The following is a 24387-nucleotide window of genomic DNA, read 5'->3' on the forward strand; positions in this document are numbered from 1 at the left end:
AGGACGGAGATGCGAATGGCCACCTATGCGATCACCGGATCGGCCTCGGGCATGGGCCGCGAGACCGCGCAGCGGCTCCGCGGCGAGGGCCACACCGTGGTCGGTGTCGACCTTAAAGACGCCGACGTGGTCGCCGACTTGTCGACGCCCGATGGACGCCGGCGCGCCGCCGCCGCCGTGCTGGAGGCCGTGGGCGGCAGGCTCGACGGGGCCGTTCTGGCCGCCGGCCTGGGCCCCAGCCCCGGGCGCGATCGGCCGCGCCTGATCGCGCAGGTCAACTACCTCGGGGTCGTCGAGCTTCTGGAGGCCTGGCGGCCGGCGTTCGCGGCGGCCGGCCGGTCCAAAGTCGTCGTCGTCGCCAGCAACTCGGCGACGACGGTGCCCGCGGTGCCCCGCCGAACGATCAACGCGTTGCTGGCGCACGACGCCGACAAGGCGGTGCGTTCGGTCCGGCTGCTCGGGCCGGCCGCGCCGACGATGATGTACGCGGCGTCGAAGATCGCCGTGAGCCGCTGGGTGCGGCGGCACGCGGTGCTGCCGGACTGGGCCGGGTCGGGGGTGCGCCTGAACGCGCTCGCGCCCGGGGCGGTCATGACCCCACTGCTGCAGGAACAGTTGTCAGATCGCAGGCAGGCCAAGGCGGTCCGGTCGTTCCCGGTCCCGGTCGGCGGGTTCGGTGAGGCACCGCAAATGGCGGCCTGGATGTGCTTCATGTTGTCGGATGCGGCCGACTTCCTTTGCGGCAGCGTCGTGTTCGTCGACGGCGGCACCGACGCCTATTTCCGGGCCGACGACTGGCCGAAACCGGTTCCGGCGCACCGCCTGGTCGGCTATCTGCGGCGGTTCCGCCGCGGCGGCGGCGTGTGACGCACGCTGCGCTTCACCGACGGTGTGCGGTACGTCACTGCACACATTTTCGCGGCGTTTACCGCGGCGCGGCGAGCGCGTAAAACAGCGGCGGTGCAATTCAATACAGTGATTCGGTTGAACACCCGGCCGAACCGACCGAAGGATCGATACCGTGGCAGCGCTGCAGGCCTGGATCAGTGAGGGCCCCGCTCGACTCGACGTCGTCGCGCCGCTCAGGGCCCGCGCGTGCGACGCCCTGAACGCCGTGCGCAGGGCCGGGTCACGCCGTGCCCGTCCCGATGTGCCCCTGATGGCCAAGGGGGCCGAGCGCTGCTGACAGTGCGTCCCGGGCCGACCGGTGGATGACTACTGGAACCACAACACCGCCTACCACCCGTGGTTGGCCGACATCGCGGCCCGGCGGCGCGGTGACGTCCTCGATGTGGGATGCGGGGAGGGGCTGCTGCTCGAGCGGCTGGCACCGGTGTCGCGGAGTGTGGTCGGCATCGATGCCGATCCGGAGTCGGTGCGGCGGGCGCGGGCGCGGCTGCGCATTCTCGACAACGCCTCGGTGAGGCTGGGCCGCTTCGAGAGCATGGATGCCGACGAGCGTTCGTACGACCTGATCACGTTCGTGGCGAGCCTGCATCACCTGCCGCTGCGCGAATCGCTGCACAGGGCGCGCCGGATGCTCTGCGCGGGAGGGGAGTTGGCGGTCGTCGGGCTCTCGGCCAACAAGAGCGTCGCCGACTGGACGTGGGCCGCCCTCTGCACGCCGCCGGTTCGCGTGGGTTCGTGGCTGCACCGGGAGACCCGGGACGTCGGAGTGGCGGTCGCCGAGCCCGGGGAAAGCCTCGCCGAGATCCGGCGGGTGGCGCGCGACGTGCTGCCGGGGGCGGTCATCCGCCGGGGCCTCTACTACCGGTACCGCCTGCACTGGCGGAAGCCCTGACGTCCTTGGCGGCGTGCAAGTCAGGAACGGCCGGCGCGCTCGCGTTCGCGCTTGCGGGCCCGGGAGGCGCGTAGGTTCGCGGCGTTCCCGCACGTCTTCACGTCGTGCCAGACACCGCTGTTGTTCTTGGAGCGGTCGTAGAACGCGGACCCGCAGTGGTGGTTGTGGCATCGCTTCACCCGCCGCCACGTTCCGGCCTGCTGGCTCAGCAGGATCTCGGCCCACAGCGCGGAAGCCAGCCAGCGCCAGCCGCCGCCCGCGGGTTCCAACCGGACCTCGCCCGAGTCCGACAGCCCGAAGGAGGCGGAGACGGCACCCGGCCCGCGGCGGGGCGGTGACTCGTGGTCGACCATGCTGCGGATGGTGGACCGCAGGGAACGCAGTTTCACCAAATCCGCCTCTTCCAGGGCCGGCGGCGCCCCCGCCAGGCCACGCAGTGACGCCCACGTGCGCACCGCACCGGTTGCCCAGTCGTCGGCGGATTCGGCATCGGCCAGCAGGTCCGGGCCGTATCCCGCGATGCCGGTGGTGTTGAGAAAGTCCTGGACCAGTCCGAGCCCTCCGTCCGCCGGAGTGATTCCGTAGCGGTGTGACGCAGGCCATTCAACTGACATAGTCAAAGGATACTTGACTCTGTCAAGTGCGTCCACTACCGTGACAGAGGTAAAACTGGTTCACCTACGTCAAGGAGCGAGAATATGGTCAACATCAAAGGCGCGACGGTGGTGGTCACCGGCGGGCAGCGCGGCCTGGGCAAGGCCATCGTGGCGGAGCTGTTGGAGCGGGGGGCGACGAAGGTGTACGCGACGGCCCGGGCGCCCAAGCCCAGCGAGGACCCACGCGTGGTGAGTGTCGAACTGGACGTGACCAAGCCGGATTCGGTTGCCGCACTGGCTAACACGGCACCCGACGCTGACATCGTCGTCAACAACGCCGGCATACTGGGCGCTCCGAAGCTGCTCGACGCCGACATCGATGAGGTACGCGCGGTGTTCGAGACCAACTACTTCGGCGCGCTTCGGGTCGCCAAGGCGTTCGCGCCCATCCTGGCCGAGAACGGCGGCGGCGCGCTCGTCGACATCCATTCGGTCCTGTCCTGGTTGCCGGGTTTCGGCGGCTACGGGGACTCCAAGGCGGCCCTGTGGTCCGCGACGAACTCCCTGCGGATCGAGCTGGAAAAGCAGGGGACCGTCGTCACCGGCGTGCACCTGAGCTTCACCGACACCGACATGGCCGACGGCTTCGACGCGCCGAAAAACGATCCGCGTCAGGTGGCGCGGGCGGTGGTGGATGGCATCGAGCGGGCCGAGGCCGAGGTGCTGGCCGACGACGACACCCGTCAGGTCAAGGCGGCGCTGTCCGGCCCCATCGAGGCACTGCGGTTGGGCTGAGATGGTGGAGGCTGTGGTGCCGGCGACCGGGGGGAGGTCGACGGCACCACCGCCATGAACGTCTGCCCGAAGGCAAACCGCCGGGTTTGGCCCGGCAGGAATCAGCCTGACAGCAATCCGGCGCCGGTTCGAGGTCGAAGGTCCCTATCGCATCCGCCAAAAGTCACATCGACCGCGGCGGGGGTTAACCTGCCCGTGTTTGGATATCGGCATGGGAGAGGAACAGGACGGCATTGTCAGCGCCACCCGGGTGATCTCGGCCGGCGCGGAACGGATCTTCGAGCTGATCGCCGATCCGTCGCTGCAGCCGAGCTGGGACGGCAACGACAACCTCGCCTCGGCCGCCCCGGGGCAGCGCGTGCGTCAGGTCGGCGACATCTTCAGGACGACACTGACCAGCGGGGCCGTGCGGGAGAACCACGTGGTGGAATTCATCGAGGGCAGCAAGATCGCGTGGTGCCCGGCGGAGCCGAAAAAGCAGCCGCCGGGCCACCTTTGGCGCTGGGAGCTGCATCCCGTCAACGCCTCACTGACCAGTGTCACCCATACCTATGACTGGACGGCGCTGACCGACAGCACCCGGCTGCCACGCGCCCGGGCGACGACTCCGGACATGCTGCGCGAGTCGATCGACCGGCTGGCCGCGCTGGCGCAAGCGCCCGACCGCTGAGGCACTCAGCCGTTGGTGCCGCGCACCCACTGAATGCTGCCCAGGTTCTTGACCCGAACGCTGGCGAATCCCTGCTCTTCCAGGATGTCGCCGATTTCGTCCTCACCGAACGCGTGCGCCCCCACGTTCGGCAGCTGCTGCCAGAACCGGGCCAAGGGCCCCGCGGTCGGCACCATCACGGCCAGCCGTCCACCCGGGCGCAGCACCCGCGCCATCTCGGCCAGGGCTGCCGTCGGGTTGGGCACCAACTGCAGGACGGCCGTCGAGACCACCGCGTCGACGGTGTCGTCGCGCAGCGGAAGTCGTTGCGCGTCAGCCCTGATGAAGCCGACCTGCGGCCCGGCCTCGTTGCGCACCGCGCGTTGGAGCATCGGCTCGGAGATGTCGATGCCCAGGGCCAGGCCGTCGGGGCCCGCGGCCCGCGCGGGAGGCAGCGAGACGTGCACGTCGGTCACGGGTACTCCTTCGATTCAACAGACGAACTCGGTTCAAAAACCAAGCGGTACTCGGAATATCGAGCCTACGCCCGGCGGACGGCGGCGTTCTCGCGCGCCAGGGCGCACAACTGCCACCGTCCCGGCACCCCCTTCAGCTCCGCCTCGCCCCGGTCGGCGAACCGGTACCGCGACCCGGTGACGATGTCACGCACCGTCGAGGAGACCAGCACCTCGCTGGGACCGGCGAGCGCCGCCACGCGCGCGCCGATGTGCACGGCCATGCCGGCGACGTCGGTTTTCGACACGCCCCGCACCTCGACCTCGCCCGCGTGGATGCCCACCCGCACCTCGACGCCCAGCACGCGGACCGCGTCGACGATCGCGTCCGAGCAGGCGATGGCGGCGCTCGGGCTGCTGAAGGTCGCGACGAATCCGTCTCCGGCGGTGTTGACTTCGCGGCCGCCGAACCGCTGCAGCTCGTGCCGCACGATGGTGTCGTGGTTGTCCAGCAGGTCGCGCCAGCGGTGGTCGCCGAGCTGTGCGGCGCGCTCGGTCGACCCGACGATGTCGGTGAAGACGATGGTGGTGAGCAGGCGCTCGCTGTCCAAGCCGCCGCGCACGCCGGTGACGAATTCCTCGATCTCTTCCAGCATGGGCCCCGTGTCGCCGACCCAGTACAGGGAGTCTTTGCCCGGCAGCTCGATCAGCCGCGCGCCCGCGATGTGTTCGGCGAGGTAGACGCCGTGGCCCAGCGGGCTGAAGTCGGGATTGTCGCGATGCAGGATCAGGGTCGGCACCCGGATGCGGGCGAGGGCGTCGCGGACGTCGCCGTCCCGGATCTTCCTGATGAAGGCGCGGGCCATGCTGGGGGAGGCCGCACGATTGCCGGCGTGGTCCCACCACGCCCGGAACGCCTCGTCGGCGGCCACGGACGGAGCGATGACGGCCAGCATGTCGAAGCCCTGCTCGACGGCGTCCGGTTCGATCCCGACCGTCGTGAAGGGATCGGCGGAGGCCACCTCGGCGCCGATCGGGTAGTCCGGACCGCGCAGGGTGCGCGCGGCGCCGTTGAAGATCACCAGGTTGCTCACCCGCTCGGGGAAATCCGCCGCCAGGACCAGTCCGGCCAGTGACGTGAACCCGGGCGCGAAGACCGTCGCCCGCTCCGATCCCACCGCGTCCATGACCGCGATGGCGTCGTGCGCCCACGAGTCCGGACCGATCGAGTCCACGGACGCGATCCGCGAGGACAGGCCGATCCCACGCTGGTCGAACCGGATCACCCGGCTGAAGGAGGCCAGCCGGCGATGGAAGCGGTACATCGACGGCTCGGAGTCGACGCAGTCGATGGGAATCATGGGCCCCGGCAGCACGAGCAGGTCGGTCGGGCCATCACCGAAGACCTGATAGGCGATGTCGACCTCACTGCAGCTGGCGTACCGGGCCCGCGGAGCCGGCGGCGCCATGGCTCCAGGCTAGCGGTCGATGATCGGGACGAGATAGCGGGCGGCGTACCGCCGGACGGCCGCCGGATCCGTGATGTCGAGCCGGTCGGTGGGAAAGACGATGATGCCCAGGGCGACCCGCAGCAGGATGTCGGCGATGTCCCCCAGCTCCGCCTCGGGCGCCGCGGCGCCGCAGCGCCGCAGCGTGTGGGCGATGCCGTCGGCGAACTGGCGGATGGGGAAGACGTGCGACCGCGAGAACAGGCCGAACAACTCCGGCTCGCTCTCGACGATGCGCGAATACAGCGGCGAGTCCCCGACCAGTCGCACGCCGAGGGCGAACGCCTCGACGACGGCCTCCGCCGGGGTGCGGCCGGAGGTGGCTTGGTCGAGCGTGGCGAAGAAGGTTTCCGCCTCCCGTCGCACCACCTGCCCGAGCAGGGCGTCCTTGGTGGGGAAGCGCCGGTAGACGGTGCTGCGGCTGACCCCGGCGCGGGAGGCCACGTCTTCGATGTTGGCGCGGCGCACGCCGTAGGTCTCGAACACCGCCCGCGCGGTGTCGAGGATCTTGTCGTCGAGGCTGGGCTCGAGGCGGTGGCTGGGCATGGATCGCGACCCCCACGGCAATCTCGGCGGAAGAATGTTATCTTGACACAAAGATACGCATTTGTGTCTCTGTTCACAATCGGGCGCCGCGAGGGAGTCGGTATGGCAGCGGGATCGGCCGCACAGGATTTCGACACCGGCGTTCGCGAGGCGCTGCCCATGCCCGTCGACGGGTCCGCGGCCACGCCGCGGCTGGGGCCGGAGTCGCTCATCTGGAAGTTCTACGGCGATCACCGCACCCAGTTCTTCGGGTTTCAGCGCACGGCCGGTGTCGAGAACTGCATCGAGCAGCTCGCGCAGGGCGTACTCGACCACTCGGTGATCTTCAGCGACACCCTCGGCCGCGCCAAGCGAACCGCACCCCCGCTGATGAAGACCGTCTACTCCGACGACCCGCACGCGTGGGGCCGCAGGGTGCGCGACTTCCACAAGCCGATCAAGGGCACGATCAGCGACGGCTCCCGGTATCACGCGCTCAACCCCGAGTTGTTCTATTGGGCGCACGCCACGTTCGTCGACCAGGTCATCTACACCGCCGACACGTTCATCCGCAGGCTGTCCCGCGCGGAGAAGGAGCAGATCTTCACCGAGGGCAAGGTCTGGTACGACCTGTACGGGGTCAGCGATCGCGGCCAGCCGCCGACCTATGACGAATTCGTGGCCTACTGGGACGACATGCTCGAGCGGTTCGTCCCGCACAAGACTGTCCTCTACGGCACCGGCTACATCCGCAAGGGCATCCCCGGGCCACGCTGGATCCCCCGGCCCGTGTGGAGGGTGCTTTCCGCGCCGCTGAACGCCTACACCCGCCTGGTCCTGGTCGGCACGATGCCGCCCCAGATGCGCCAGGTGTGCCAATTGCCATGGGACGACAGGAAAGAACGCCGGTTCCAGCGGTTCGCCGCGACCATGCGGGCGCTGAACCCGCTCGTCAACCGGCTGCCGCTGTGGGCCATCTACCTGCCCTGGGCGGCCGCCGCGTGGCGCCGGGCGGGCGTCGACCCGCGCACGCTGCACAACCGCCCGGCCGCCTGAGCCCCGGGCCCGCTGAACGGCGGGTACACGGTGGTAGAACACCCTGTGAATTAAGGCAATAGCGGTGGCGGCCGGGCCCGGCGTGCTTGGCGTGCCCGCCGGGGTGGGACAGGATCGGTCGCATGCCCGATGTCGACTTCTCGCTGTTGGACGTGCCGAGACCGACGCCGGTCGAGGACCCCGACGCCTATCTGCGCGCGGCGATCGCCTGGCACTTCGGCGAGGACACCGGATCCGCGTACTGGTTGCGCACCGCGCGGACGCTGGGCTTCGACCCGCTCACCGAGGTCCGCTCTTTCGCGGATCTGCGGATGTTCCCCAACCTCGTCAACGATCTACGCGACGTGCCGGTGGAGGACCTCGTCCCGCGCGGCTACGCATCCCCCGGATCGCCGCCCCCGGTGCCGCAGATATTCGAATCCGGCGGCACCACCGGAGCCCCCAAACGCACTGTGCAGATGCCGGATTGGGTGGCGCAGGTCGTGCGGTGGCAGACCGAGGACTTCGCCGCCGGCGGCTTCCTGCCCGGCCGCGGATTCGTGTGCGTGATGCCGAGCGGCCCGCACGGCGTCGGCTACTTCTCCCGCCTGGTGGCCGAGCGACTGGGGGCCGCCTGCCACGCGGTCGACATCGATCCCCGCTGGGTCAAGAAGATCGCCGCGGGCAACGCCGCCCCGCGGGGGGCCGCGGCGGTGGCCGCCTACGTCGAGCACGTCATCGAGCAGACCGCGGTCATCCTGCAGACGCAGAACGTCGCGAACATGCACACCACCCCGCCGCTGCTGGAGGCGATCGCCCGCCACGACCGCGTCGTCGACCTGATCAACGCCAAGGTCGGATACCTGCTGCTCAGCGGCGCGCACGTGGACGCCGACACCCTCGACCTGCTGCGCGACATGTTCCCGCGGACGACGATCACCATGGCCTTCGGCAGCACCATGGTGCTCTCGCAAGCGGTCACCGAAATCACCGACGAAGGCTCATTCGTTTTCCACCCGCGCACCCCGTACGTGGTGTTCTGGGTGATCGACCCGGACACCGGCGAGCGGGTGCCCTACGGCGGGCGGGGCCAGGTGGTGATGAATCACGTCAGCAAGGGCATGTTCATCCCCAACAACCTCGAACGCGACACCGCGGTGCGGCTGCCCGGTCCGGCGGGGCAACTCAGCGACTCGGTCAGCGCGGTGGGACCGGTGAGCACCTTCGAGGGCGAGACCGTCATCGAGGGGGTGTACTAGCCGTGCTGCGGATCGACGCGCTCGGCGCGGGGGGCGAATACCGCACGCGCAAAAGCGAAGTCATCGCCAGCATGTCCGGCGTCGCGGTTGCCGAGTTGAGTGTGGTTCCGCCGCTGTATGTTTCGCGCACGATGGCCGCCCAGCGGAAGGTCGCCCCGCTGCCGGCCCCGCGGCGCGAGGAGGCGCTGTCCGAGGCGGCCGGCATCTTCACCGGCGGCGTCATCGCCGGCCTGGACTTCGAGTCCTACGTCCGCCTGGCCAGCCGGATTTCGGGTGTGCCGATCGCGGTGACCCGGGCCGGGGCGCGCGGCGCGGGGCCGGTCACCCCGATGACCCGGCCGGTGGTCTGCGCCATCGACTGCACCACCGGCACGGCCAGTTCGGTCACCGGGCTGGTCAGCGTCTGCACGGCGCTCGCCGCCCCGGCCGCTGTGGAGACGCCGGCCCGCACCAGTTGCGCCGCTCCGCCGGCCACGCCGGCGACGACGTCGGTTACGCCGGGAATCTTCACTGCGTCACCCTTCGATTGCGTGTACCGCGACTCATGATCCTGGCGTGTCAGGGACCTGTCCACACGGGTGGGCCGGAGGTGGGCATGCGAGGACACCGATGATCGGTGCGACTCTTGTCAGGGGCGGTAACCGCGGTCCCTGGGTGGAAGTTTACCGGGTTGGCGGCAGTCCAAACCTCGCGAACAGGAGCGGGTCGAGAAAGACGGTCAAGGTGGCGATGCCGGCCGCGCCGACGGGCAGCACGTGGATGGAGTGCGCCTTCGGCACGCGGCGGCGTGAACCACAGGGCGTGGGGCGGCATTTCGAGTTCGACGCCGGCCTGCACCCTGGTACACGATCACCGGCAGCTCCGATGTCGACTTCGGCCGTGCACGAGTGGCACGGCACGGTCTCCGGGTGTTCCGCACTTGCTTCATCGATAACCGCGGCCTTCATCGATAACCGCGGCCTTCGTCAACAACCGCGGTCTCCAGGCGCTGGGCACTACCTGGAGCTTCTTCGACATGACAGCCCTTGGGCGCCAGGAGAATTGGGAGGACTCCCCGGAGGGCTGCCCGCGGGCGGCGCCGTCTGAGCGGTGGGAATGGCACGACAGCGACGGCGAGCGGGCGCGCTAACCGCGGCTTACAGGCTGTGGTGGTGCGCCCGGCCGAACTGGTAGCCGACGGGGAAGGACTTCTCGATGACCTGCAAGTGGTGATCGATCCGCGTCTCGAGCTCCAGGACCACGCAGCCGTCACCGACGGTCTTCGCCTCGAGAACGATGTAGCGCTGACCGCCGCCGTTGACGTCGGTGACCGGGTCGCCGGAGTGCAACTTCTCGACGGGCACCAATTCGGGGGTTCCGTGTGACTCCACCCGTGTCACAGTAGGTGAACCGGGCAGGGGAGGGAACAGGCCCTTCAGGTGGCCGCTGCCGATTCGTTGCCGGGCTGTTTGAAGAACACGCTGACGCGCGAGATCAGACCGTCGTCGTTCCGCTCGAACAGGATGCATTCGGGCCAGCGGGCGGGGGCGCCGTCGATCACGAACGCCTCGGTCAACTCGACGAACGACAGCCGGTCGTTGACGTGCGAGACGCGCTGCACCCGCAACTCGTGGCCCTCGAAGTTGGTGAGCACCTTGCGTAGGTACGCGACGTAATGCGCTTTGCCCTCGATGACGTCGCAGAACGGGCCCTCCCGGGTCAGCCCGTCGTCGGCGATCGTGGCGGCGACGCCGGCCCAGTCGTGGGCGGCGAGGCATTCCAGGTACCGCTCGACGACTCCGGTCACCCCACCACCGTAGGCCGGTACGGAGGTCCGGCAAATGGGATCGGTAAGAGGGCTGGCAGGCAACAATGGTGCGATGAGCCACGCCAGCGTGCCCCAGTCGCCGGCCGCGGCGCCGACGTGCTACCGGCATCCGGGCCGCCCGACGTACATCCGCTGCAACCGGTGCGACCGCTACATCTGCCCGGAGTGCATGCGCGACGCCGCCGTGGGACACCAGTGCGTGGACTGCGTGCAGGCGGGCGCCCGCGGCGTTCGCCAGCCCCGGACCCGCTTCGGGGGCCGGCAACGATCGGGCGCGCCGGTGGTCACGTACGCGCTGATCGCGATCAACGTGCTGGCCTTCGTCATCCAGATCGCCTCGGGGCAGCTCGAGAAACAGCTCACCCTGTGGCCACCGGCGGTCGCCGACGGCCAGTACTACCGCCTGGTCACCTCCGCGTTCCTGCACTACGGCGCGACGCACCTGCTGTTCAACATGTGGGCGCTGTATGTCGTGGGGCCTCCGCTCGAAATGTGGCTGGGCCGTTTGCGGTTCGGCGCGTTGTACGCCCTGAGCGGGCTGGGCGGCTCGGTGCTGGTGTATCTGCTGTCGCCGCTCAACACCGCGACGGCGGGCGCCTCCGGCGCGATCTTCGGCCTGTTCGGCGCCACGTTCGTCGTGGGCAGGAAGTTGGCGCTCGACATCCGCTGGGTGGTCGCGGTGATCGTGATCAACCTGGTCTTCACCTTCGTCGTCCCGGCGATCAGCTCGCAGCTGATCAGCTGGCAGGGCCACCTGGGCGGGCTGGTGACCGGCGCCGCGGTCGCCGCGGCCTACGTCTATCCGCCCAAGGAGCGTCGCAACGCGGTCCAAGTCGCGGCGACGCTGACCGCGCTCGCGGTGTTCGTCGCGCTGACCTGGTGGCGCACCGCGGCCCTGCTCGCGGAGTTCGCGCAGTGAGCTGGTGGCGCGGTGACACCGAGCGCACCCTCACCGAGGACGTGCCGGCCCCGCCGGAAGCGGTCCGCGACTTTTACGTGGACCTGAACAACATCAAGCTGGTGCACCCCCTGATCGTCGCGGTAGAGACGGTCTCCCGCACGGAAACCGCGGACGGTTACCTGCAGGTCTACCGGGTGATCGACCGAATCCCGTTGGGCCCGTTGACCATCAAGGTCAGCTACCGGGCGCGGCTGCGGGTGCGCGCCGACGGCGACGTGCTGACCGAGGCCGATCAGTCACCGGGGGTGCGCCTGCGCGGAACGGTCAGCTTCACACCGGTTCCCGGCGGGACCCGCGTCACCGAGCGGGTGCGGATTTCCGCGCCGCGGCCCTTGGCCGCCCTCACCATCCGGGAAGCGGTCAAGGCGCACATCGAGATGCTGGCCGGCATCCGGCGCCACTTCGAGTCCGGTTGAGTGAGCGGGGTTACCCGGATCGGTGGTCGGCGTGCACGCTCTAGCATGAGCTCCGGTGGTCGGGCGTGAGGAGGGTGCAATGAAGTGTCGTGCGGCCGTGATCCGCGGGGTCGGGATGGACTGGGAGATCCGCGAGATCGTGCTCGACCCGCCGCACGCGGGCGAAGTCATGGTCCGGATGGCGGTCGCCGGGATCTGCCACTCCGATGACCACCTCTTCACCGGCGATGTGGTGCCGACGCCCGAGGTGCTGGCCGCGAGCGGCATGTCCGGGCCGGACTGGTTCCCGCTGCTCGGCGGTCACGAGGGGGCCGGCGTCGTCGAAGACGTCGGGCCCGGCGTGACGTCGGTGCGCCCGGGTGACCGCGTGGCGCTCTCGTTCATCCCCGCGTGCGGCAATTGCCGGTTCTGCGTGAACGGCCAGAGCTACATCTGCGATGTCGGAGCGAGCCTGTTCGTCCGTGAGATGCCCACCGACGGAACCTGCCGCCGGCATCTCGGCGACGAAAACCTGCTGGCCTACGGCCAACTCGGCACCTTCGCCGAATACGCCGTGCTCTCGGAGCGATCCGTGATCAAAATCGATGACACGATCCCGTTCCACGCCGCCTCGCTCGTGTCGTGCGGTGTCAGCACCGGCTGGGGCTCGGCGACGGTGTCGGCGGGCACCGAACCCGGCGACACCGTGGTCGTCATCGGCACCGGCGGCGTCGGGATGAACGCCCTGCAGGGGGCGCGTGCCGTCGGGGCGACCCACATCGTCGGGGTGGATCCCGTTGATTCCAAACGAGATTCGGCCAAGTTTTTCGGTGCCACCCACACCGTCGCCTCGGCGCAGGAAGCGATCGCGCTGGTCAGGGAGATCACCGCGGGCGTCATGGCCGACCGCGTCATCGTCACGCCCGGCGTCGTCCGGGTGGAGTTGATCCCGGCGGCGATGGCGCTGCTGCGCAAAGGCGGGGTCTGCGTGCTGACCGGCATCACCCCGTTCACCGAGCCCCCGGTTCCGTTGGTGCTGCAGGAGATGACACTGTCGGCCAAACAGCTGCGGGGGGCGCTCTACGGCGGCATGAATCCGCGCACCAGCGTGCCGATGCTGTTGTCGCTGTATCAGGCGGGAACGCTGAGGCTGGACGAGCTGGTCACCCGCCATTACCGGCTCGAGGAGATCAACGAGGCGTTCTCGGACCTGCGCGAGGGCCGCAACATTCGCGGCCTCATCGATTTCGCCGACAACTGAGCGGGGTCACCGAAACCGTTGGGTCACCGCGCGATCCACTCCGACGCCAGCGCGAACTCCGACAGATACTTCGTCGAGCTCCATCCGCCGTCGACGACGATCGTCTGGCCGTTGATGAAACTGCCGGCCGGCGAACACAAGAAGGCGACGGTGCCGGCGATGTCGTCGATCGTGCCCAGCCGCTGATGCGGCGTCATCTCTGTGTTGATCTTGCGAAAGCGCTCGTCCTCCAGGCGCTTCTCCACCATGGGCGTGAGCGTGACGCCGGGCGCCACGGCGTTGCATCGGATGCCGGACGCGCCGTACTGACAGGCGATGTGCGTCGTCAGCGCCGTCAGCCCGCCCTTGGCCGCGGAGTAGGCGCCCCCGCGTAGCCCGCCGATGACCGCGAAGGTCGACGTGACGTTGATGATCGCCGAGCCGGGTCCCATGTGCGGCAACACGTCCCGGGCGAGGCGAAACGGGGCACGCAGCATCACCCCCAGGAAGTGATCGAGCGTCTCGTCGTCGGTTTCGTGCAGCGGCTTGGGGCTGCCCACGCCGGCATTGTTGATCAGAAAGTCGACGTGTCCCCATCGCGACACCGCGAGGTCGACGATGCGCCGCGGCGCGTCGTCCTCGGTCAGGTCGACGGCGAGCGTGGCGACGCGATCGGGGTCCCCGATCGCCGTTTCCAGCTGCGCCAGCCGATCGCGGTCTCGGCCCGTTCCCACGACGGCCATCCCCATCTCGGCGAGCTTCGTCGCGCACCCCCGGCCGATGCCACCGCTGGCCCCCGTGACGATCGCGACCTTCATCTCAGCCATGTGCCGTCCCTGCTCCCTGACTTCCCTGACCGTGGCCCGCGGAAGACATCAACGCCGCGCGAATCCGATGCTTGAGTATCTTGCCCGCGTCGTTCTTGGGCAGCGCGTCCCAGATGACCACCTCTTCGGGTGATTTGAACTTGGCCACCCCCTTACTCGTGAGCAACCCCAGCAGGCTGCCGACGTCCGGCCTCGCGGAACCCGCGGGCACGATCACCGCGCAGGCGCGCTCTCCGGTGCGCTCGTCGGGCACCCCGACCACCGCGATCTCGGCGATGCCCGGGTGGTCGGCGAGCAGGTCCTCCACCTCTTTGGCCGAGATGTTCTCCCCGTTGCGGATGATGACGTCCTTGGCCCGGCCGGTCACCACCAGATACTCGCCGTCGACCCAGCGCCCCAGGTCTCCGGTGCGGAAAAAACCTGCGGCGTCGAAGGAATCGGCGTCGTCCTCGGGATGCCGGTAGCCGGTGAGCATCTGCGGCCCGCGGACGCAGATCTCGCCGTCACCGTCCGGCGCGGCGTCGTTGGCGACGATCCTGATCTCGGCGATGCCGGGCCGGCCGTCGGTCGCCGCGGCGCGCTCGGCCTCGTCCGGCCGGGGGGCGCCGACGGTCGCGACGGGCACTTCGGTGCAGCCGTACACCCGGGTGACCACCGCCCGGTCGAAATAGTCTGCGCAACGGCGGATCAGCGACGGCGACACCGAGGCGCCGCCGCAGATGAACACCTTCAGCTCGGGGAGGCGACTGCCCGCGGCGTGGGCGGCGGCCAGCAACTGCTGCAGGAACGGTGTCGCCCCGGCCATGTGGGTGCAGCGCTCGCCGTCCATCAGCGTGACGGCCGCCGCCGGGTCCCACCGGTCCATCAGGACCGCGGTGGTGCCCAGCAGCAGCGGGCATTCGAACGCGTAGATGGAACCGCCGATATGGGCGATCGGCGATGGGACCAGGAACGTGTCGCCCGGGTCGATGGCCCAGTGGTCGCGGATCTGGCAGATCAGCGCCCGGATCGAATTATGGCTGTGGAGAACGCCTTTGGCGCGGCCGGTAGTGCCCGACGTGTAGAGCACCATGCGCACGGCATCGGGATCGAGGGTGGGCAGCTGCGCGGGGACCGGGTCGTGGTCGAGCAGCGCGCGGTAGGGGGTGTGCGGGCCGGCGTCGCCGCGCAACACCACCACCTCGGGTGCCGGGCTCAATTCCGCGGTCACGCGTTCGAGCATCGCCGAGTAGTCGTGGCCGCCGAACCGGTGCGGCACGAAGATCATGGCGGCCCCGACGTCTTCGAGGACGAAGCGCAGGTCGTGGTCGCGCAGCGACGGCAGGATCGGGTTGACGACCATCCCGGCCAGCGTCGCGCCCGAATAGATGGCGGCGGCCTCGTGCCAGTTCGGCAGCATGAACGAGACGACGGTGCCGGGCGGGAACCGCCGCAGCAGCGCGGACGCGAGCCGGACGGCCCGGTCGTAGAGCGTTGCACAGTCGACCCGAACATCGTTGTCCACCAGCGTCGTTCGCCGGGGCGAGAGTTCCGCGGCGGCTCGTAGCGAATCGGCCAGCGTGGTGTCCGCCCACAGCCCGCGGCGGTAGGCGTCGGCCGCGAGCGCGGCGTCCTGGCGTACCCGGGCTATCACGCTCCTCCCCTTCCCCGGCCTAGTCGTTCACGCGGCGCATGGTCATCGCGTACCGAAAGCTCGACGACAGGTGGGTGTTGACGGTGACCTGGGCAACCTCGCCGTCGGACGTCTTGTAGGTGCGCCGCATCCGCAGCGCGGCCGTGCCCGGCGCCACGCCGAGGGCCTCGGCCAGCTCGGGGACGAGCACGACCGCGGTGATCTCCTGGTGCAGTTCGCTGATACTCACGCCGAACAGGTCCTCGATCAACGGGAAGATCGGACCGGTGTGCCGGTGCAGCAACCGGCCCACGGCGGCGAAATCGCGGCTGATGTAGTACTCGGTCCGGCACAGCGGCGACGGCGCGTCGTCAGCCCGCCGATAGCCGCGCACCGACAACCACTGCGTCCCGGCCGGCAGCCCGGTCTGGGCGGCGAGTTCCTCGTCGATCGTCACCATCTCGTTGGTCTCGATGGTCAGCTGCGCCCCGGCCGCGAAGGCCAGCAGGTCGTCGATCGACATGACGTCCTGCGCATACGATCTGGTCGTCGGCCCGGAAACCACTCGGGTGCCCGCCCGTGGCCGCGACGCGACGAGGTTGTCCTCGCGCAGCCGGCGCAGGGCCTCGCGAACGGTATAGCGGCTGACGGCGAATCGCTCGCACAGTTGGTGTTCGGTCGGCAATTGGGAGCCCACCGGATACACGCCGTCGACGATCTCCTTGCGCAGCGTGCGGGCGATCTGCAGGTAGCGGTGCTCGCCGGGCAGTGTCTGGGGCATCAGCGGCGCTTCTGCGCCGGCCGCAGGGCCAGGACGCTGCCCTCGCCGTCGGCCGAGACATACAGGGTCCCGTCGGCCGCGGCGGCGATGCCGGCGAACGGGCCCTGCGGCCCGGAGAACGGCGGCATCCCCTTGAGCGGCTTGGGCACCACGCCCGGCGGCGGCCCGACGGGCAACCCGGAGGCGATGGTGCGCGGCGCCGTGTCGGCGAGGTCGACGGAGATCACTTCCCCGGCACCGGCGTCGACGACGTAGAGCACACCGTGATGCACGCAAATGCCTTGCGGGCGTTGTAGATCGGCAACCACGGTTTCGACGGTCGAGCCGTTGAGCCGTACCACCCGGCCGGCGGCGGACTCCGCGACGAGGCAGCTACCGTCCGCGTCGATCGCGACCCCGACGGGTTCACGCAGGCCGGTCGCGAGCGTCTCGGCGTGCCCGGACCGCAACGACAGCACCCGCCCCGTGCCCAGCTCGGCGACGACCACGCCGGCGGGACCGGGCGCGACGCCGTAAAGCTGGTCGAAACCATCGGCCAGGACTTCGGTTTCGCTGTCCGCCGGCCGGTAGCGGGCGACCTGGCCTCCGGAGGTCGTCACCACGAACTCCCCCGGGCCGTTCGGTGCAACGCCCCGCAGGAACCCGGGGTAGCCGGGGCTGAACAGCATGCCGACGGTCCGCAGCGAGCCGTCGGGCAACGCCACATAGAAATAGGTTCCGTCGGCGACGTAGAGCCGGCCGTCGTCGCCCACCGCCAGATCCAGCGGCCAGTTGAGCCCGCCGGGCAACACCGTTCGCGTGCCGCCGTCCGGTGCGATCTCGGTGATCTCGCCGGTGAAGTTGGACACCAGCAGCCGGTCGCCCACGAAGGTGCAGTTGTCCAGCCCGGGGCTTAGCTGTGCGAGCACCCGCCGCTCGCCGCTGCGGGGATCGATGCGCAGCACCTGACCGCTGGCGACCTGCGTGGACACGATGTGGCCCTCGGCGTCGAACTTGACCGAGTCGGGGACGCCGAGATCGGCTGCCACACACTGGGATTCGCTGCCCTCGGGATCGACGCGCCAGATCGCGTTGGCCCCCATCACCGGGAAATACAGCATTCCGTCGGGGCCGAACTCCATCGCGTTCGGTGAGGGAACGTGGTCGAGGATCACCCGCGGCGGGCCGCCGGCCGGGTCGATTTCCAGCAGGCGCCCGCCCTCGCGGCATTCGCCGACGAACAACCGATTCCGGTGAAAGGTGATGCCGTTGGCCGACGGAACGTCGTCACGCAGCGTGCGGGTGCGCCCGGCGGGGTCGAGCACGCTCACCCGCCCGTCCATGACCTCGGTGGCGTAGAGATTGCCCCGCGCGTCGAATGCGACGTCGTCGGGCGCGACGATGTCACCGCCCCGGGGGCTGATGGTGCTGAGCCGGCCGGTGAGCGGGTCCAGCGCGCTGATCTGGCTGCCGGTCACCTGCGCGATGTAGACGCGGCCGTCCGGTCCGGTGCGCAGACCGTTGGCGCCGAAGAGGCGGCTGGGGGCGGTCACCCGCTCGAGTCGCCAGCCCTCGGCGGCCTCCCCGGGTTGATTCGCGGAGCCGGCGCCGGAAATGACGGAGGGATACCGCGATGGCTGTGCCGCGATGGCCCTCGAACTGGACACGTCTCGCCGAGATCCTTTCCCACCTGGACCGCCCGTTTCGCCGGACGCTATCAAACTCGGTCTAGTCCAGACAATAGCTGTCCCCGCTCGGGCCACGCCCTTGACAGGGACATCGCTCGATGGGAATAGTGTTCTCGCGGGCAAAGAATCACATATTCTGTCCGGACAATTGTGGAACATCCTGTTGCGGCGATCGGCGCGTGGGCCGGGTGCCAGCGGCAGGGGAAAGCAGGTCATGGAGGATCTCGGGGATCTGCTGGGGCTCGATGGCCGCATCGTGGTGGTTTCCGGTGCCGGCGGGGGTGGCATCGGCACGACCGTCATGGCGATGGCCGCGCGCGCGGGAGCCACGGTGATCGCGGTGAGCCGCTCGAAGGAAAACCTCGACGAGCATGTCGTCCCGTTGGCGGAGCGGGGTTTGTCGGTGGTTCCGGTCGCGGCCGACGCGTCGACCGACGAGGGCATTGCGGCGGTGATCGACCAAACGCGCCGCGCCGATGGCTTTCTGTACGGCTTGGTCAATGTCGCCGGCGGCGCCGCGCCGTCGACGTGGATGCCGTCGACGCGGGTGACGCGGACCGACTGGCGCACGATCTTCGCCGACAACCTCGAGACGGCCTTCTTCATGAGCCGGGCCGTGGCGGCCGAACTCGTCGCGCAGCAGCGGCCGGGCTCGATCGTGTCGATCTCCTCGATCAGCGGCATGAACACCGCGCCCTTTCACATCGCCTACGGCACGGCCAAGGCCGCGATCGCGGCGATGACCCGCACCATGGCGCTGGAACTGGCGCAGGCCGGAATTCGCGTCAACGCGGTGGCGCCGGGCATCACCGAGACGGCGGCGTCGCGCACGTACGTCGAAGCGGACCCCGACCGCGACCGGCGGGCGATCGCGATGGGCCGGCGCGGCCGGCCCGAGGAGCAGGCCGGGGCCATCTTGTTCCTGCTCTCGGAGTTGGCGAGCTACGTCACCGGCCAGACGCTGCTCGTCGACGGCGGCCTCGGCCTCAGATGGAGCCATCTGGACGCCGACAACACCTCGCTTTTCCTGCACGACGAATCCTTCCGCGCGGCCATTAGGAGGATGTGATGACCGACCTGGCCAAAGACGTGAATCGGGTTGCGGCCGAGGAACTCTCGCAGCCGATGACGATCGGGGTCGAGGCGTACGTCAGCGAGGCGTATGCCCGCGCCGAGCGCGACAAGTTGTGGCGCAAGGTGTGGCAGCAGGTCGGCCGGGTCGAAGAGCTGCCGGAGGTGGGCAGTTACCTGACCTACGACATCCTCGACGACTCGATCATCGTGGTGCGCACCGGTCCGGGCGAGTCCGGTGCATTTCGGGCCCACCACAACGTCTGCATGCACCGCGGACGCCGGCTGGTCGATACACCGGAGGGGGCCAAGAACGCGCTCGGGCGCGCGCGCAAGTCGTTCGTGTGCGGATTCCACGGCTGGACCTACGGCCTGGACGGCGCGTGCACCCACATCCGCGAGCAGGACGACTGGAAGGGTGCGCTCACGTCAGACAACACGCACCTGCGCCCCGTGCGGGTCGACACCTGGGGCGGATGGTTGTGGATCAACATGGACCCCGACTGCGAACCGCTGGCCGATTACCTGTTCCCCGCCGCGAAGATCCTCGACCCGTTCGGGCTGGAGAACATGCGCTACAAGTGGCGCAAGTGGCTGTACTTCGACTGCAACTGGAAAGTCGCGCTGGAGGCGTTCAACGAGACCTACCACGTCTATACGACCCATCCGGAGTTCAACAAGTTCGGCGAATTCAAGGGCTGGGCCAAGGCGCAGGGCAAACACAGCAACATCGGCTATGACGCCCCGGACGACATGGCGGCGACCAAGTCCAAGATCCGCCTCGGAACCGGCGCCGACCCGCGCGTGTCGACTGCCCAGATGCAGATCTACACGATGGAGGAGACCAACACCTCCACGACCGAGACGCTGGTGAACGCCGCCAAGCGGCTGGTCGACGAACTGCCCGAGGGCACACCGCCCGACAAGGTCCTCGAGCACTGGCTGGCGTCCGCGCGCCGCGACGACGAGGCGCGCGGCGTGATCTGGCCGACGATTCCCCCCGACATCCTCGGCCAGGCGGGCACCGCCTGGCAGATCTTCCCGAACTTCCAGATCGGTCAGGGCCTGACGGTTGCGCTGTGCTACGGCGCGCGACCGGACCCCGGCTACAACCCCGACAGGTGCATCTTCGAGGTGTCGGTGTTCGAGCTATACCCGAAAGGCGAAGAACCGCAGACGGAATGGGAGCACACCCCGGCAGGCGACCCCCGGTGGCGGTCGGTGCTGCCCCAGGACTTCTCCAACATGGCCGCCGTGCAGCAGGGCATGAAATCGCTGGGATTCCCGGGCACCAAGCCCAACCCGTACCGCGAACGCAGCACCGTGAATTTGCACTACCAGCTGTCGAAGTACATGGGCGCCGGTGAACCCCGAGAGCTCTAAGGAGAACGCACCCACATGACATTGTTCGACTCCTGCGGGCCCACCGATACACCCGACGACATCGATCTCGTTGCGCTGCGGCAGAAGTACCGCCATGAGCGCGACAAGCGGCTGCGCCCGGAAGGCTCCAAGCAATACCTCGAGCTCGACGGCGACTTTGCGGAATTCTACGAGGTGGATCCGTACACCCCGGTGCCGATGCGGGATCCGATCGCCGAGGACGTCGAGGTCGCGGTGCTCGGTGGCGGCATCGCGGGACTGCTGGCCGGCGCGTACCTGAAGAAGGCCGGCGTCGAGGACGTGCGCGTCATCGAGATGGGCGGGGACTTCGGGGGCGTGTGGTACTGGAATCGCTTCCCCGGGATCCAATGCGACAACGACGCGTACTGCTACATCCCGCTGCTGGAAGAGCTCGACTACGTACCGACCAAGAAGTACGCCGACGGTGCCGAGATACTTGCGCACTGCCGCAACATCGGCAAGCACTTCGGGCTGTACGACGGGGCGATCTTCTCCACCCAGGTGTCCGACATGCGCTGGGACGACTCCATCAAACGCTGGCGGCTCGGCACCAACCGCGGTGACGACATCCGCGCGCGCTTCGTCGTCATGACGCAGGGGTCGTTCAATCGCCCGAAACTGCCGGGCATTCCGGGAATCAAGGATTTCAAAGGACACCAGTTCCACTCCGCGCGCTGGGATTACGAGTACACCGGCGGGGACTCCAAGGGCGGGCTGCACAAACTGCACGACAAGCGCGTCGCCCTCGTCGGCACGGGAGCGACCGGCGTGCAACTGGTTCCGCACCTGGGCCGAGACGCCGAGCACCTCTACGTGTTTCAGCGCACGCCTTCATCGGTGGACGTGCGGGGCAACAAGCCCACGGACCCGAAGTGGGCGGCCTCCCTGCGGCCGGGCTGGCAGGAGGAACGCAAGCGCAACTTCCACCGGTGGTCGCCGCTGGGCGGGGGGGTGGTGTTCGACCAGGCCGACATGGTCTGCGACTTCTGGACCGAACTCGGCCGGAACTTGACCGCACGGATCGCGGCGATGGAGGATCCCGCCTCCCTGTCGATCGAACAGATCGCCGCGATGCACGAAGAAGAGGACTACAAGGTCATGGAGCGGCTCCGCCGCCACGTCGAGACCGTCGTGGACGACCCGGACACCGCCGAGGCTCTCAAGCCCTATTACCGGTTCATGTGCAAGCGACCGTGCAGCAACGACGAATACCTGACGACCTACAACCGGCCAAACGTGACGCTGGTCGACGTGTCGGAATGCAAGGGCGTCGAACGGGCGACGGAGACGGGCCTGGTGGCCAACGGCGTCGAGTACGACGTCGACTGCATCATTTGGGCGAGCGGTTTCGAGATCACGACCGAGATCAGCCGACGCTATGCCATCGACGTCATCGAGGGCCGCGGCGGGCTGTCGCTGTTCGACCACTGGCGCGACGGCTACAAGTCGCTGCACGGCATCACCAGTGTCGGCTTCCCGAACCAGTTCTTCACCGGCTTCATCCAGGGCGGCGTGTCGGGGAACACCACCGCGATGTTCGAGCAGCAGGCCGAACACATCGCCTACATCATCGCCGAGGCGACAGCCCGCGGCGCGACGACGGTCGAGCCGAGCCAGAAAGCGCAGGACGACTGGGTCGCGACGATCCGCGAAGTCTCGATCGACACAACGGAATTCGCAGTCTCGTGCACCCCCGGCTATTACAACAACGAGGGCGGCGGTGGCGGCGAGGGCATCCGCTCGGCTATCGGCGACTACTACGCGCCCGGCTTCTACGAGTTCGGCGACCTGATCAGGCAGTGGCGCGACAAGGGCGACCTGGAAGGTCTGGTCCTGGGCTAGTGACAGACACGTCCAGCCTCAGATTCGACGACCGCGTCGCCGTGGTAACCGGTGCCGGACGTGGGCTGGGCCGCGCGTACGCGCAGCTGCTTGCCGCGCGCGGAGCCAAGGTCGTCGTCAACGACCCCGGTGGCAGCCTGGCGGGCGAGGGCGCCGACGCGGTTCCGGCACAGCAGGTGGTCGACGAAATCACCGCGGCGGGCGGAGAAGCGGCCGCGTCTACCGCGTCCGTCGCGACCCCCGAGGGCGGCGCGGCGATCATCGGCACCGCGCTCGACCGCTACGGCCGCATCGACATCCTGATCCACAACGCCGGCAACGTCCGTTCGTGCTCACTGAAGGAGATGAGCCATGAGGACTTCGACGCGGTGCTCGACGTGCACCTGCGCGGCGCCTTCAACGTGGTGCGGCCCGCCTTCCCGGTCATGTGCGGGGCCGGTTACGGACGCATCGTGCTCACCTCCTCGATCGGCGGCCTGTACGGAAATCACGGCGTGGCCAACTATGCCGCGGCCAAGGCCGGTGTCGTGGGCCTGTCCAATGTCGCGGCACTCGAAGGCGCCGCCGACGGCGTGACGTGCAACGTGATCGTGCCGGCCGCGGTGACGCGGATGGCGGCGGGCATCGACACCTCGTCCTACCCGCCGATGGGTTCCGACCTCGTTGCCCCCGTCGTCGGCTGGCTCGCGCACGAATCCTGTTCGGTGACAGGGGAGATGTTCATCGCGCTCGCGGGCCGGGTGGCGCGGGCGGTCGTCGCGGAAAGCCCCGGCGTCTATCGGCCGTCGTGGACCGTCGAGGACGTCGCCGAGCATCAGGCCGTGATCCGCAACGCCGAGTCGCCGCTCATCTTCCCCGCGGTGCCCGACGGTCACGACCAGCACATCCGGTTCAGCTTCGGCCTGGCGCAGCACGCGAACGGTCATGGGGCGCTGCATGGTTAGGCCGACGGGGACCGGACCCCTGGCCGGTGTGCGGGTCATCGACCTCACCGCGATGGTGATGGGACCCTACTGCACCCAGATCATGGCCGACATGGGCGCCGACGTGATCAAAGTGGAACCGCCGGCGGGCGACGACACCCGTTTCATCTCGGTGGGCCCGGCACCGGGGATGAGCGGCGTGTTCGTCAACGTCAACCGCGGCAAGCGCAGCGTCGTGCTGGACCTGCGCAGCGATGCCGGAACACGCACGCTGCGCGCGCTCGTCGAGACCGCAGACGTGTTCATCCATTCCATGCGGGCCAAGGCGATAGCCAGGCTGGGCTTCGGCTACGACGACGTCGCCGCGATCAACCCCGCGATCGTGTACGCCAATTGCTATGGGTACGGCCGGCGCGGGCCCGACCGCGACCGGCCCGCCTACGACGACACGATCCAGGCGGAAAGCGGGCTGCCCGCGGTTCAGGAGCAACTGACCGGCGAGGCCGACTACGTCGGGACCATCATGGCCGACAAGATCGCGGGGCTGACGGCGCTCTATGCGACGACCATGGCGTTGTTCCACCGCGAGCGCACCGGCGAGGGGCAGGAGGTCGAGGTCGCCATGTTCGAGACCATGGCCTCGTTCATGCTCGTCGAGCACGCCAACGGCGCGATGTTCGACCCCCCACTGGGGCCGGCGGTGTATCCGCGGACCGTCGCGCCCAACCGCCGCCCCTACCGCACGAGCGACGGCCACATCGCCGCGTTGATCTACAACGACAAGCACTGGAACGCTTTCATGGACGCCGTGCGGCCCGCGTGGGCCAGCGAGCGCTATTCCACGCTGGAACACCGTGCACGCCAGATCGACACGATCTACGGGCTGGTGGCCGAGACGATGAAGGAGCGCCCGACCGAGGAGTGGCTGGCGTTGTTCGCCGAGCTGGAAATCCCGGCCGCGCGATTGAACACACCCGGCGACCTCTTCGACAACCCGCATCTCAACGCGGTGGGCATGTTCGAGACCGTCGACACCCCCAACGGGCCGGTGCGCTTCCCCGGCGTGCCCGCCTGGTTCTCCCGGACGCCGGGCCGCGTCGCCGGGCCGGCGCCGGAACTGGGCGCCCACACCGAGGAAGTGCTCACCGAAATCGCCGCGAGCAGTCGCAGAATCGCACGAAACGCCCTGCCGGAGTGCGACTCTGTGCCTGCTCGCCAGGAAAAGGAGTTTTGA

At 68.9% G+C, this 24387-nt stretch carries 24 protein-coding genes and 1 pseudogene; 15 read left to right on the forward strand and 10 right to left on the reverse strand.

What is annotated here, in order from left to right:
- Positions 1 to 15 precede the first annotated feature (15 nt).
- Together BN971_RS20880 and BN971_RS20885 are read left to right on the forward strand one after the other, a co-directional pair.
- Positions 16 to 867, forward strand: a complete 852-nt coding sequence (locus BN971_RS20880) for an SDR family oxidoreductase (protein WP_085179655.1) — start codon at positions 16 to 18, stop codon at positions 865 to 867.
- Between the two features lie 340 nt (positions 868 to 1207).
- Positions 1208 to 1801: a class I SAM-dependent methyltransferase gene (locus tag BN971_RS20885; RefSeq protein ID WP_085179654.1), complete on the forward strand. Its 594-nt coding sequence runs from the start codon at positions 1208 to 1210 to the stop codon at positions 1799 to 1801.
- Positions 1802 to 1821: 20 nt separating this feature from the next.
- Here the strand turns inward: BN971_RS20885 and BN971_RS20890 are convergent, their stop codons facing one another.
- Complete coding sequence (locus tag BN971_RS20890) at positions 1822 to 2415, reverse strand: CGNR zinc finger domain-containing protein (protein ID WP_245836553.1); 594 nt, start codon at positions 2413 to 2415, stop codon at positions 1822 to 1824.
- Between the two features lie 84 nt (positions 2416 to 2499).
- On the opposite strand from BN971_RS20890, the gene BN971_RS20895 reads away from it, so the two are divergent.
- Together BN971_RS20895 and BN971_RS20900 are read left to right on the forward strand one after the other, a co-directional pair.
- Positions 2500 to 3192 carry an SDR family oxidoreductase gene (locus BN971_RS20895; RefSeq protein WP_085179653.1) on the forward strand — a complete coding sequence of 231 codons (693 nt, stop codon included), beginning with the start codon at positions 2500 to 2502 and terminating at the stop codon, positions 3190 to 3192.
- A 211-nt stretch (positions 3193 to 3403) separates the two neighbouring features.
- Entirely contained in the window at positions 3404 to 3862 is a 459-nt protein-coding gene (locus BN971_RS20900; protein ID WP_085179848.1) for an SRPBCC family protein, read from the forward strand.
- 5 nt (positions 3863 to 3867) lie between these two features.
- Here the strand turns inward: BN971_RS20900 and BN971_RS20905 are convergent.
- The 3 genes and pseudogenes from BN971_RS20905 to BN971_RS20915 all read right to left on the reverse strand — a co-directional run.
- Positions 3868 to 4293 (reverse strand): annotated as a pseudogene (locus BN971_RS20905) (class I SAM-dependent methyltransferase); the annotation flags it as partial.
- Between the two features lie 89 nt (positions 4294 to 4382).
- Entirely contained in the window at positions 4383 to 5765 is a 1383-nt protein-coding gene (locus tag BN971_RS20910) for an adenylate/guanylate cyclase domain-containing protein (protein WP_085179651.1), read from the reverse strand.
- A gap of 9 nt (positions 5766 to 5774) precedes the next feature.
- Positions 5775 to 6350: a TetR/AcrR family transcriptional regulator gene (locus BN971_RS20915; RefSeq protein WP_085179650.1), complete on the reverse strand. Its 576-nt coding sequence runs from the start codon at positions 6348 to 6350 to the stop codon at positions 5775 to 5777.
- A gap of 102 nt (positions 6351 to 6452) precedes the next feature.
- On the opposite strand from BN971_RS20915, the gene BN971_RS20920 reads away from it, so the two are divergent.
- From BN971_RS20920 to BN971_RS25405, 3 genes are all read left to right on the forward strand, one after another.
- Complete coding sequence (locus BN971_RS20920; protein WP_085179649.1) at positions 6453 to 7385, forward strand: oxygenase MpaB family protein; 933 nt, start codon at positions 6453 to 6455, stop codon at positions 7383 to 7385.
- 122 nt (positions 7386 to 7507) lie between these two features.
- A complete protein-coding gene (locus BN971_RS20925; protein ID WP_085179648.1) occupies positions 7508 to 8623 on the forward strand; it encodes an acyl-CoA synthetase family protein in 1116 nt (371 codons plus the stop codon).
- Between the two features lie 2 nt (positions 8624 to 8625).
- Entirely contained in the window at positions 8626 to 9171 is a 546-nt protein-coding gene (locus BN971_RS25405) for a hypothetical protein (protein WP_211704229.1), read from the forward strand.
- Between the two features lie 588 nt (positions 9172 to 9759).
- On the opposite strand, the gene BN971_RS20940 is transcribed toward BN971_RS25405, so the two are convergent.
- Together BN971_RS20940 and BN971_RS20945 are read right to left on the reverse strand one after the other, a co-directional pair.
- A complete protein-coding gene (locus tag BN971_RS20940) occupies positions 9760 to 9993 on the reverse strand; it encodes a hypothetical protein (RefSeq protein ID WP_211279779.1) in 234 nt (77 codons plus the stop codon).
- A 44-nt stretch (positions 9994 to 10037) separates the two neighbouring features.
- The gene (locus BN971_RS20945; protein WP_085179642.1) at positions 10038 to 10409 is read right to left on the reverse strand and encodes a nuclear transport factor 2 family protein; all 372 of its coding nucleotides are present in this window, start codon (positions 10407 to 10409) and stop codon (positions 10038 to 10040) included.
- 73 nt (positions 10410 to 10482) lie between these two features.
- Here BN971_RS20945 and BN971_RS20950 point away from each other — a divergent pair, with 73 nt between their 5' ends.
- From BN971_RS20950 to BN971_RS20960, 3 genes are all read left to right on the forward strand, one after another.
- The gene (locus tag BN971_RS20950; protein WP_085179641.1) at positions 10483 to 11349 is read left to right on the forward strand and encodes a rhomboid family intramembrane serine protease; all 867 of its coding nucleotides are present in this window, start codon (positions 10483 to 10485) and stop codon (positions 11347 to 11349) included.
- A complete protein-coding gene (locus BN971_RS20955; protein ID WP_085179640.1) occupies positions 11346 to 11807 on the forward strand; it encodes an SRPBCC family protein in 462 nt (153 codons plus the stop codon). The genes BN971_RS20950 and BN971_RS20955 overlap by 4 nt, the downstream gene beginning before the upstream one ends.
- Before the next feature lie 79 nt (positions 11808 to 11886).
- A complete protein-coding gene (locus BN971_RS20960) occupies positions 11887 to 13047 on the forward strand; it encodes an NDMA-dependent alcohol dehydrogenase (protein ID WP_264026398.1) in 1161 nt (386 codons plus the stop codon).
- A gap of 23 nt (positions 13048 to 13070) precedes the next feature.
- Here the strand turns inward: BN971_RS20960 and BN971_RS20965 are convergent, their stop codons facing one another.
- From BN971_RS20965 to BN971_RS20980, 4 genes are read right to left on the reverse strand one after another with little or no spacing between them, the layout of a single operon-like run.
- Entirely contained in the window at positions 13071 to 13853 is a 783-nt protein-coding gene (locus BN971_RS20965; RefSeq protein ID WP_085179639.1) for an SDR family NAD(P)-dependent oxidoreductase, read from the reverse strand.
- The gene (locus BN971_RS20970; RefSeq protein ID WP_085179638.1) at positions 13846 to 15486 is read right to left on the reverse strand and encodes an AMP-binding protein; all 1641 of its coding nucleotides are present in this window, start codon (positions 15484 to 15486) and stop codon (positions 13846 to 13848) included. The genes BN971_RS20965 and BN971_RS20970 overlap by 8 nt, the downstream gene beginning before the upstream one ends.
- 19 nt (positions 15487 to 15505) lie before the next feature.
- A complete protein-coding gene (locus BN971_RS20975; protein ID WP_085179637.1) occupies positions 15506 to 16246 on the reverse strand; it encodes a GntR family transcriptional regulator in 741 nt (246 codons plus the stop codon).
- Complete coding sequence (locus BN971_RS20980) at positions 16246 to 17892, reverse strand: SMP-30/gluconolactonase/LRE family protein (protein WP_085179636.1); 1647 nt, start codon at positions 17890 to 17892, stop codon at positions 16246 to 16248. Before BN971_RS20980 ends, BN971_RS20975 begins: the two co-directional genes overlap by 1 nt.
- Before the next feature lie 235 nt (positions 17893 to 18127).
- Between BN971_RS20980 and BN971_RS20985 the strand changes: the two genes are divergently transcribed.
- From BN971_RS20985 to BN971_RS21005, 5 genes are read left to right on the forward strand one after another with little or no spacing between them, the layout of a single operon-like run.
- Positions 18128 to 18982, forward strand: a complete 855-nt coding sequence (locus tag BN971_RS20985; RefSeq protein ID WP_085179635.1) for an SDR family NAD(P)-dependent oxidoreductase — start codon at positions 18128 to 18130, stop codon at positions 18980 to 18982.
- The gene (locus BN971_RS20990) at positions 18982 to 20367 is read left to right on the forward strand and encodes an aromatic ring-hydroxylating oxygenase subunit alpha (protein ID WP_085179634.1); all 1386 of its coding nucleotides are present in this window, start codon (positions 18982 to 18984) and stop codon (positions 20365 to 20367) included. The genes BN971_RS20985 and BN971_RS20990 overlap by 1 nt, the downstream gene beginning before the upstream one ends.
- Before the next feature lie 15 nt (positions 20368 to 20382).
- Positions 20383 to 22230 carry a flavin-containing monooxygenase gene (locus BN971_RS20995; protein ID WP_085179633.1) on the forward strand — a complete coding sequence of 616 codons (1848 nt, stop codon included), beginning with the start codon at positions 20383 to 20385 and terminating at the stop codon, positions 22228 to 22230.
- Complete coding sequence (locus BN971_RS21000; protein ID WP_085179632.1) at positions 22230 to 23174, forward strand: SDR family NAD(P)-dependent oxidoreductase; 945 nt, start codon at positions 22230 to 22232, stop codon at positions 23172 to 23174. Before BN971_RS20995 ends, BN971_RS21000 begins: the two co-directional genes overlap by 1 nt.
- Before the next feature lie 19 nt (positions 23175 to 23193).
- Complete coding sequence (locus BN971_RS21005; RefSeq protein WP_170322214.1) at positions 23194 to 24387, forward strand: CaiB/BaiF CoA transferase family protein; 1194 nt, start codon at positions 23194 to 23196, stop codon at positions 24385 to 24387.

The organism is Mycobacterium bohemicum DSM 44277 (assembly GCF_001053185.1).
Taxonomy (GTDB): domain Bacteria; phylum Actinomycetota; class Actinomycetes; order Mycobacteriales; family Mycobacteriaceae; genus Mycobacterium; species Mycobacterium bohemicum.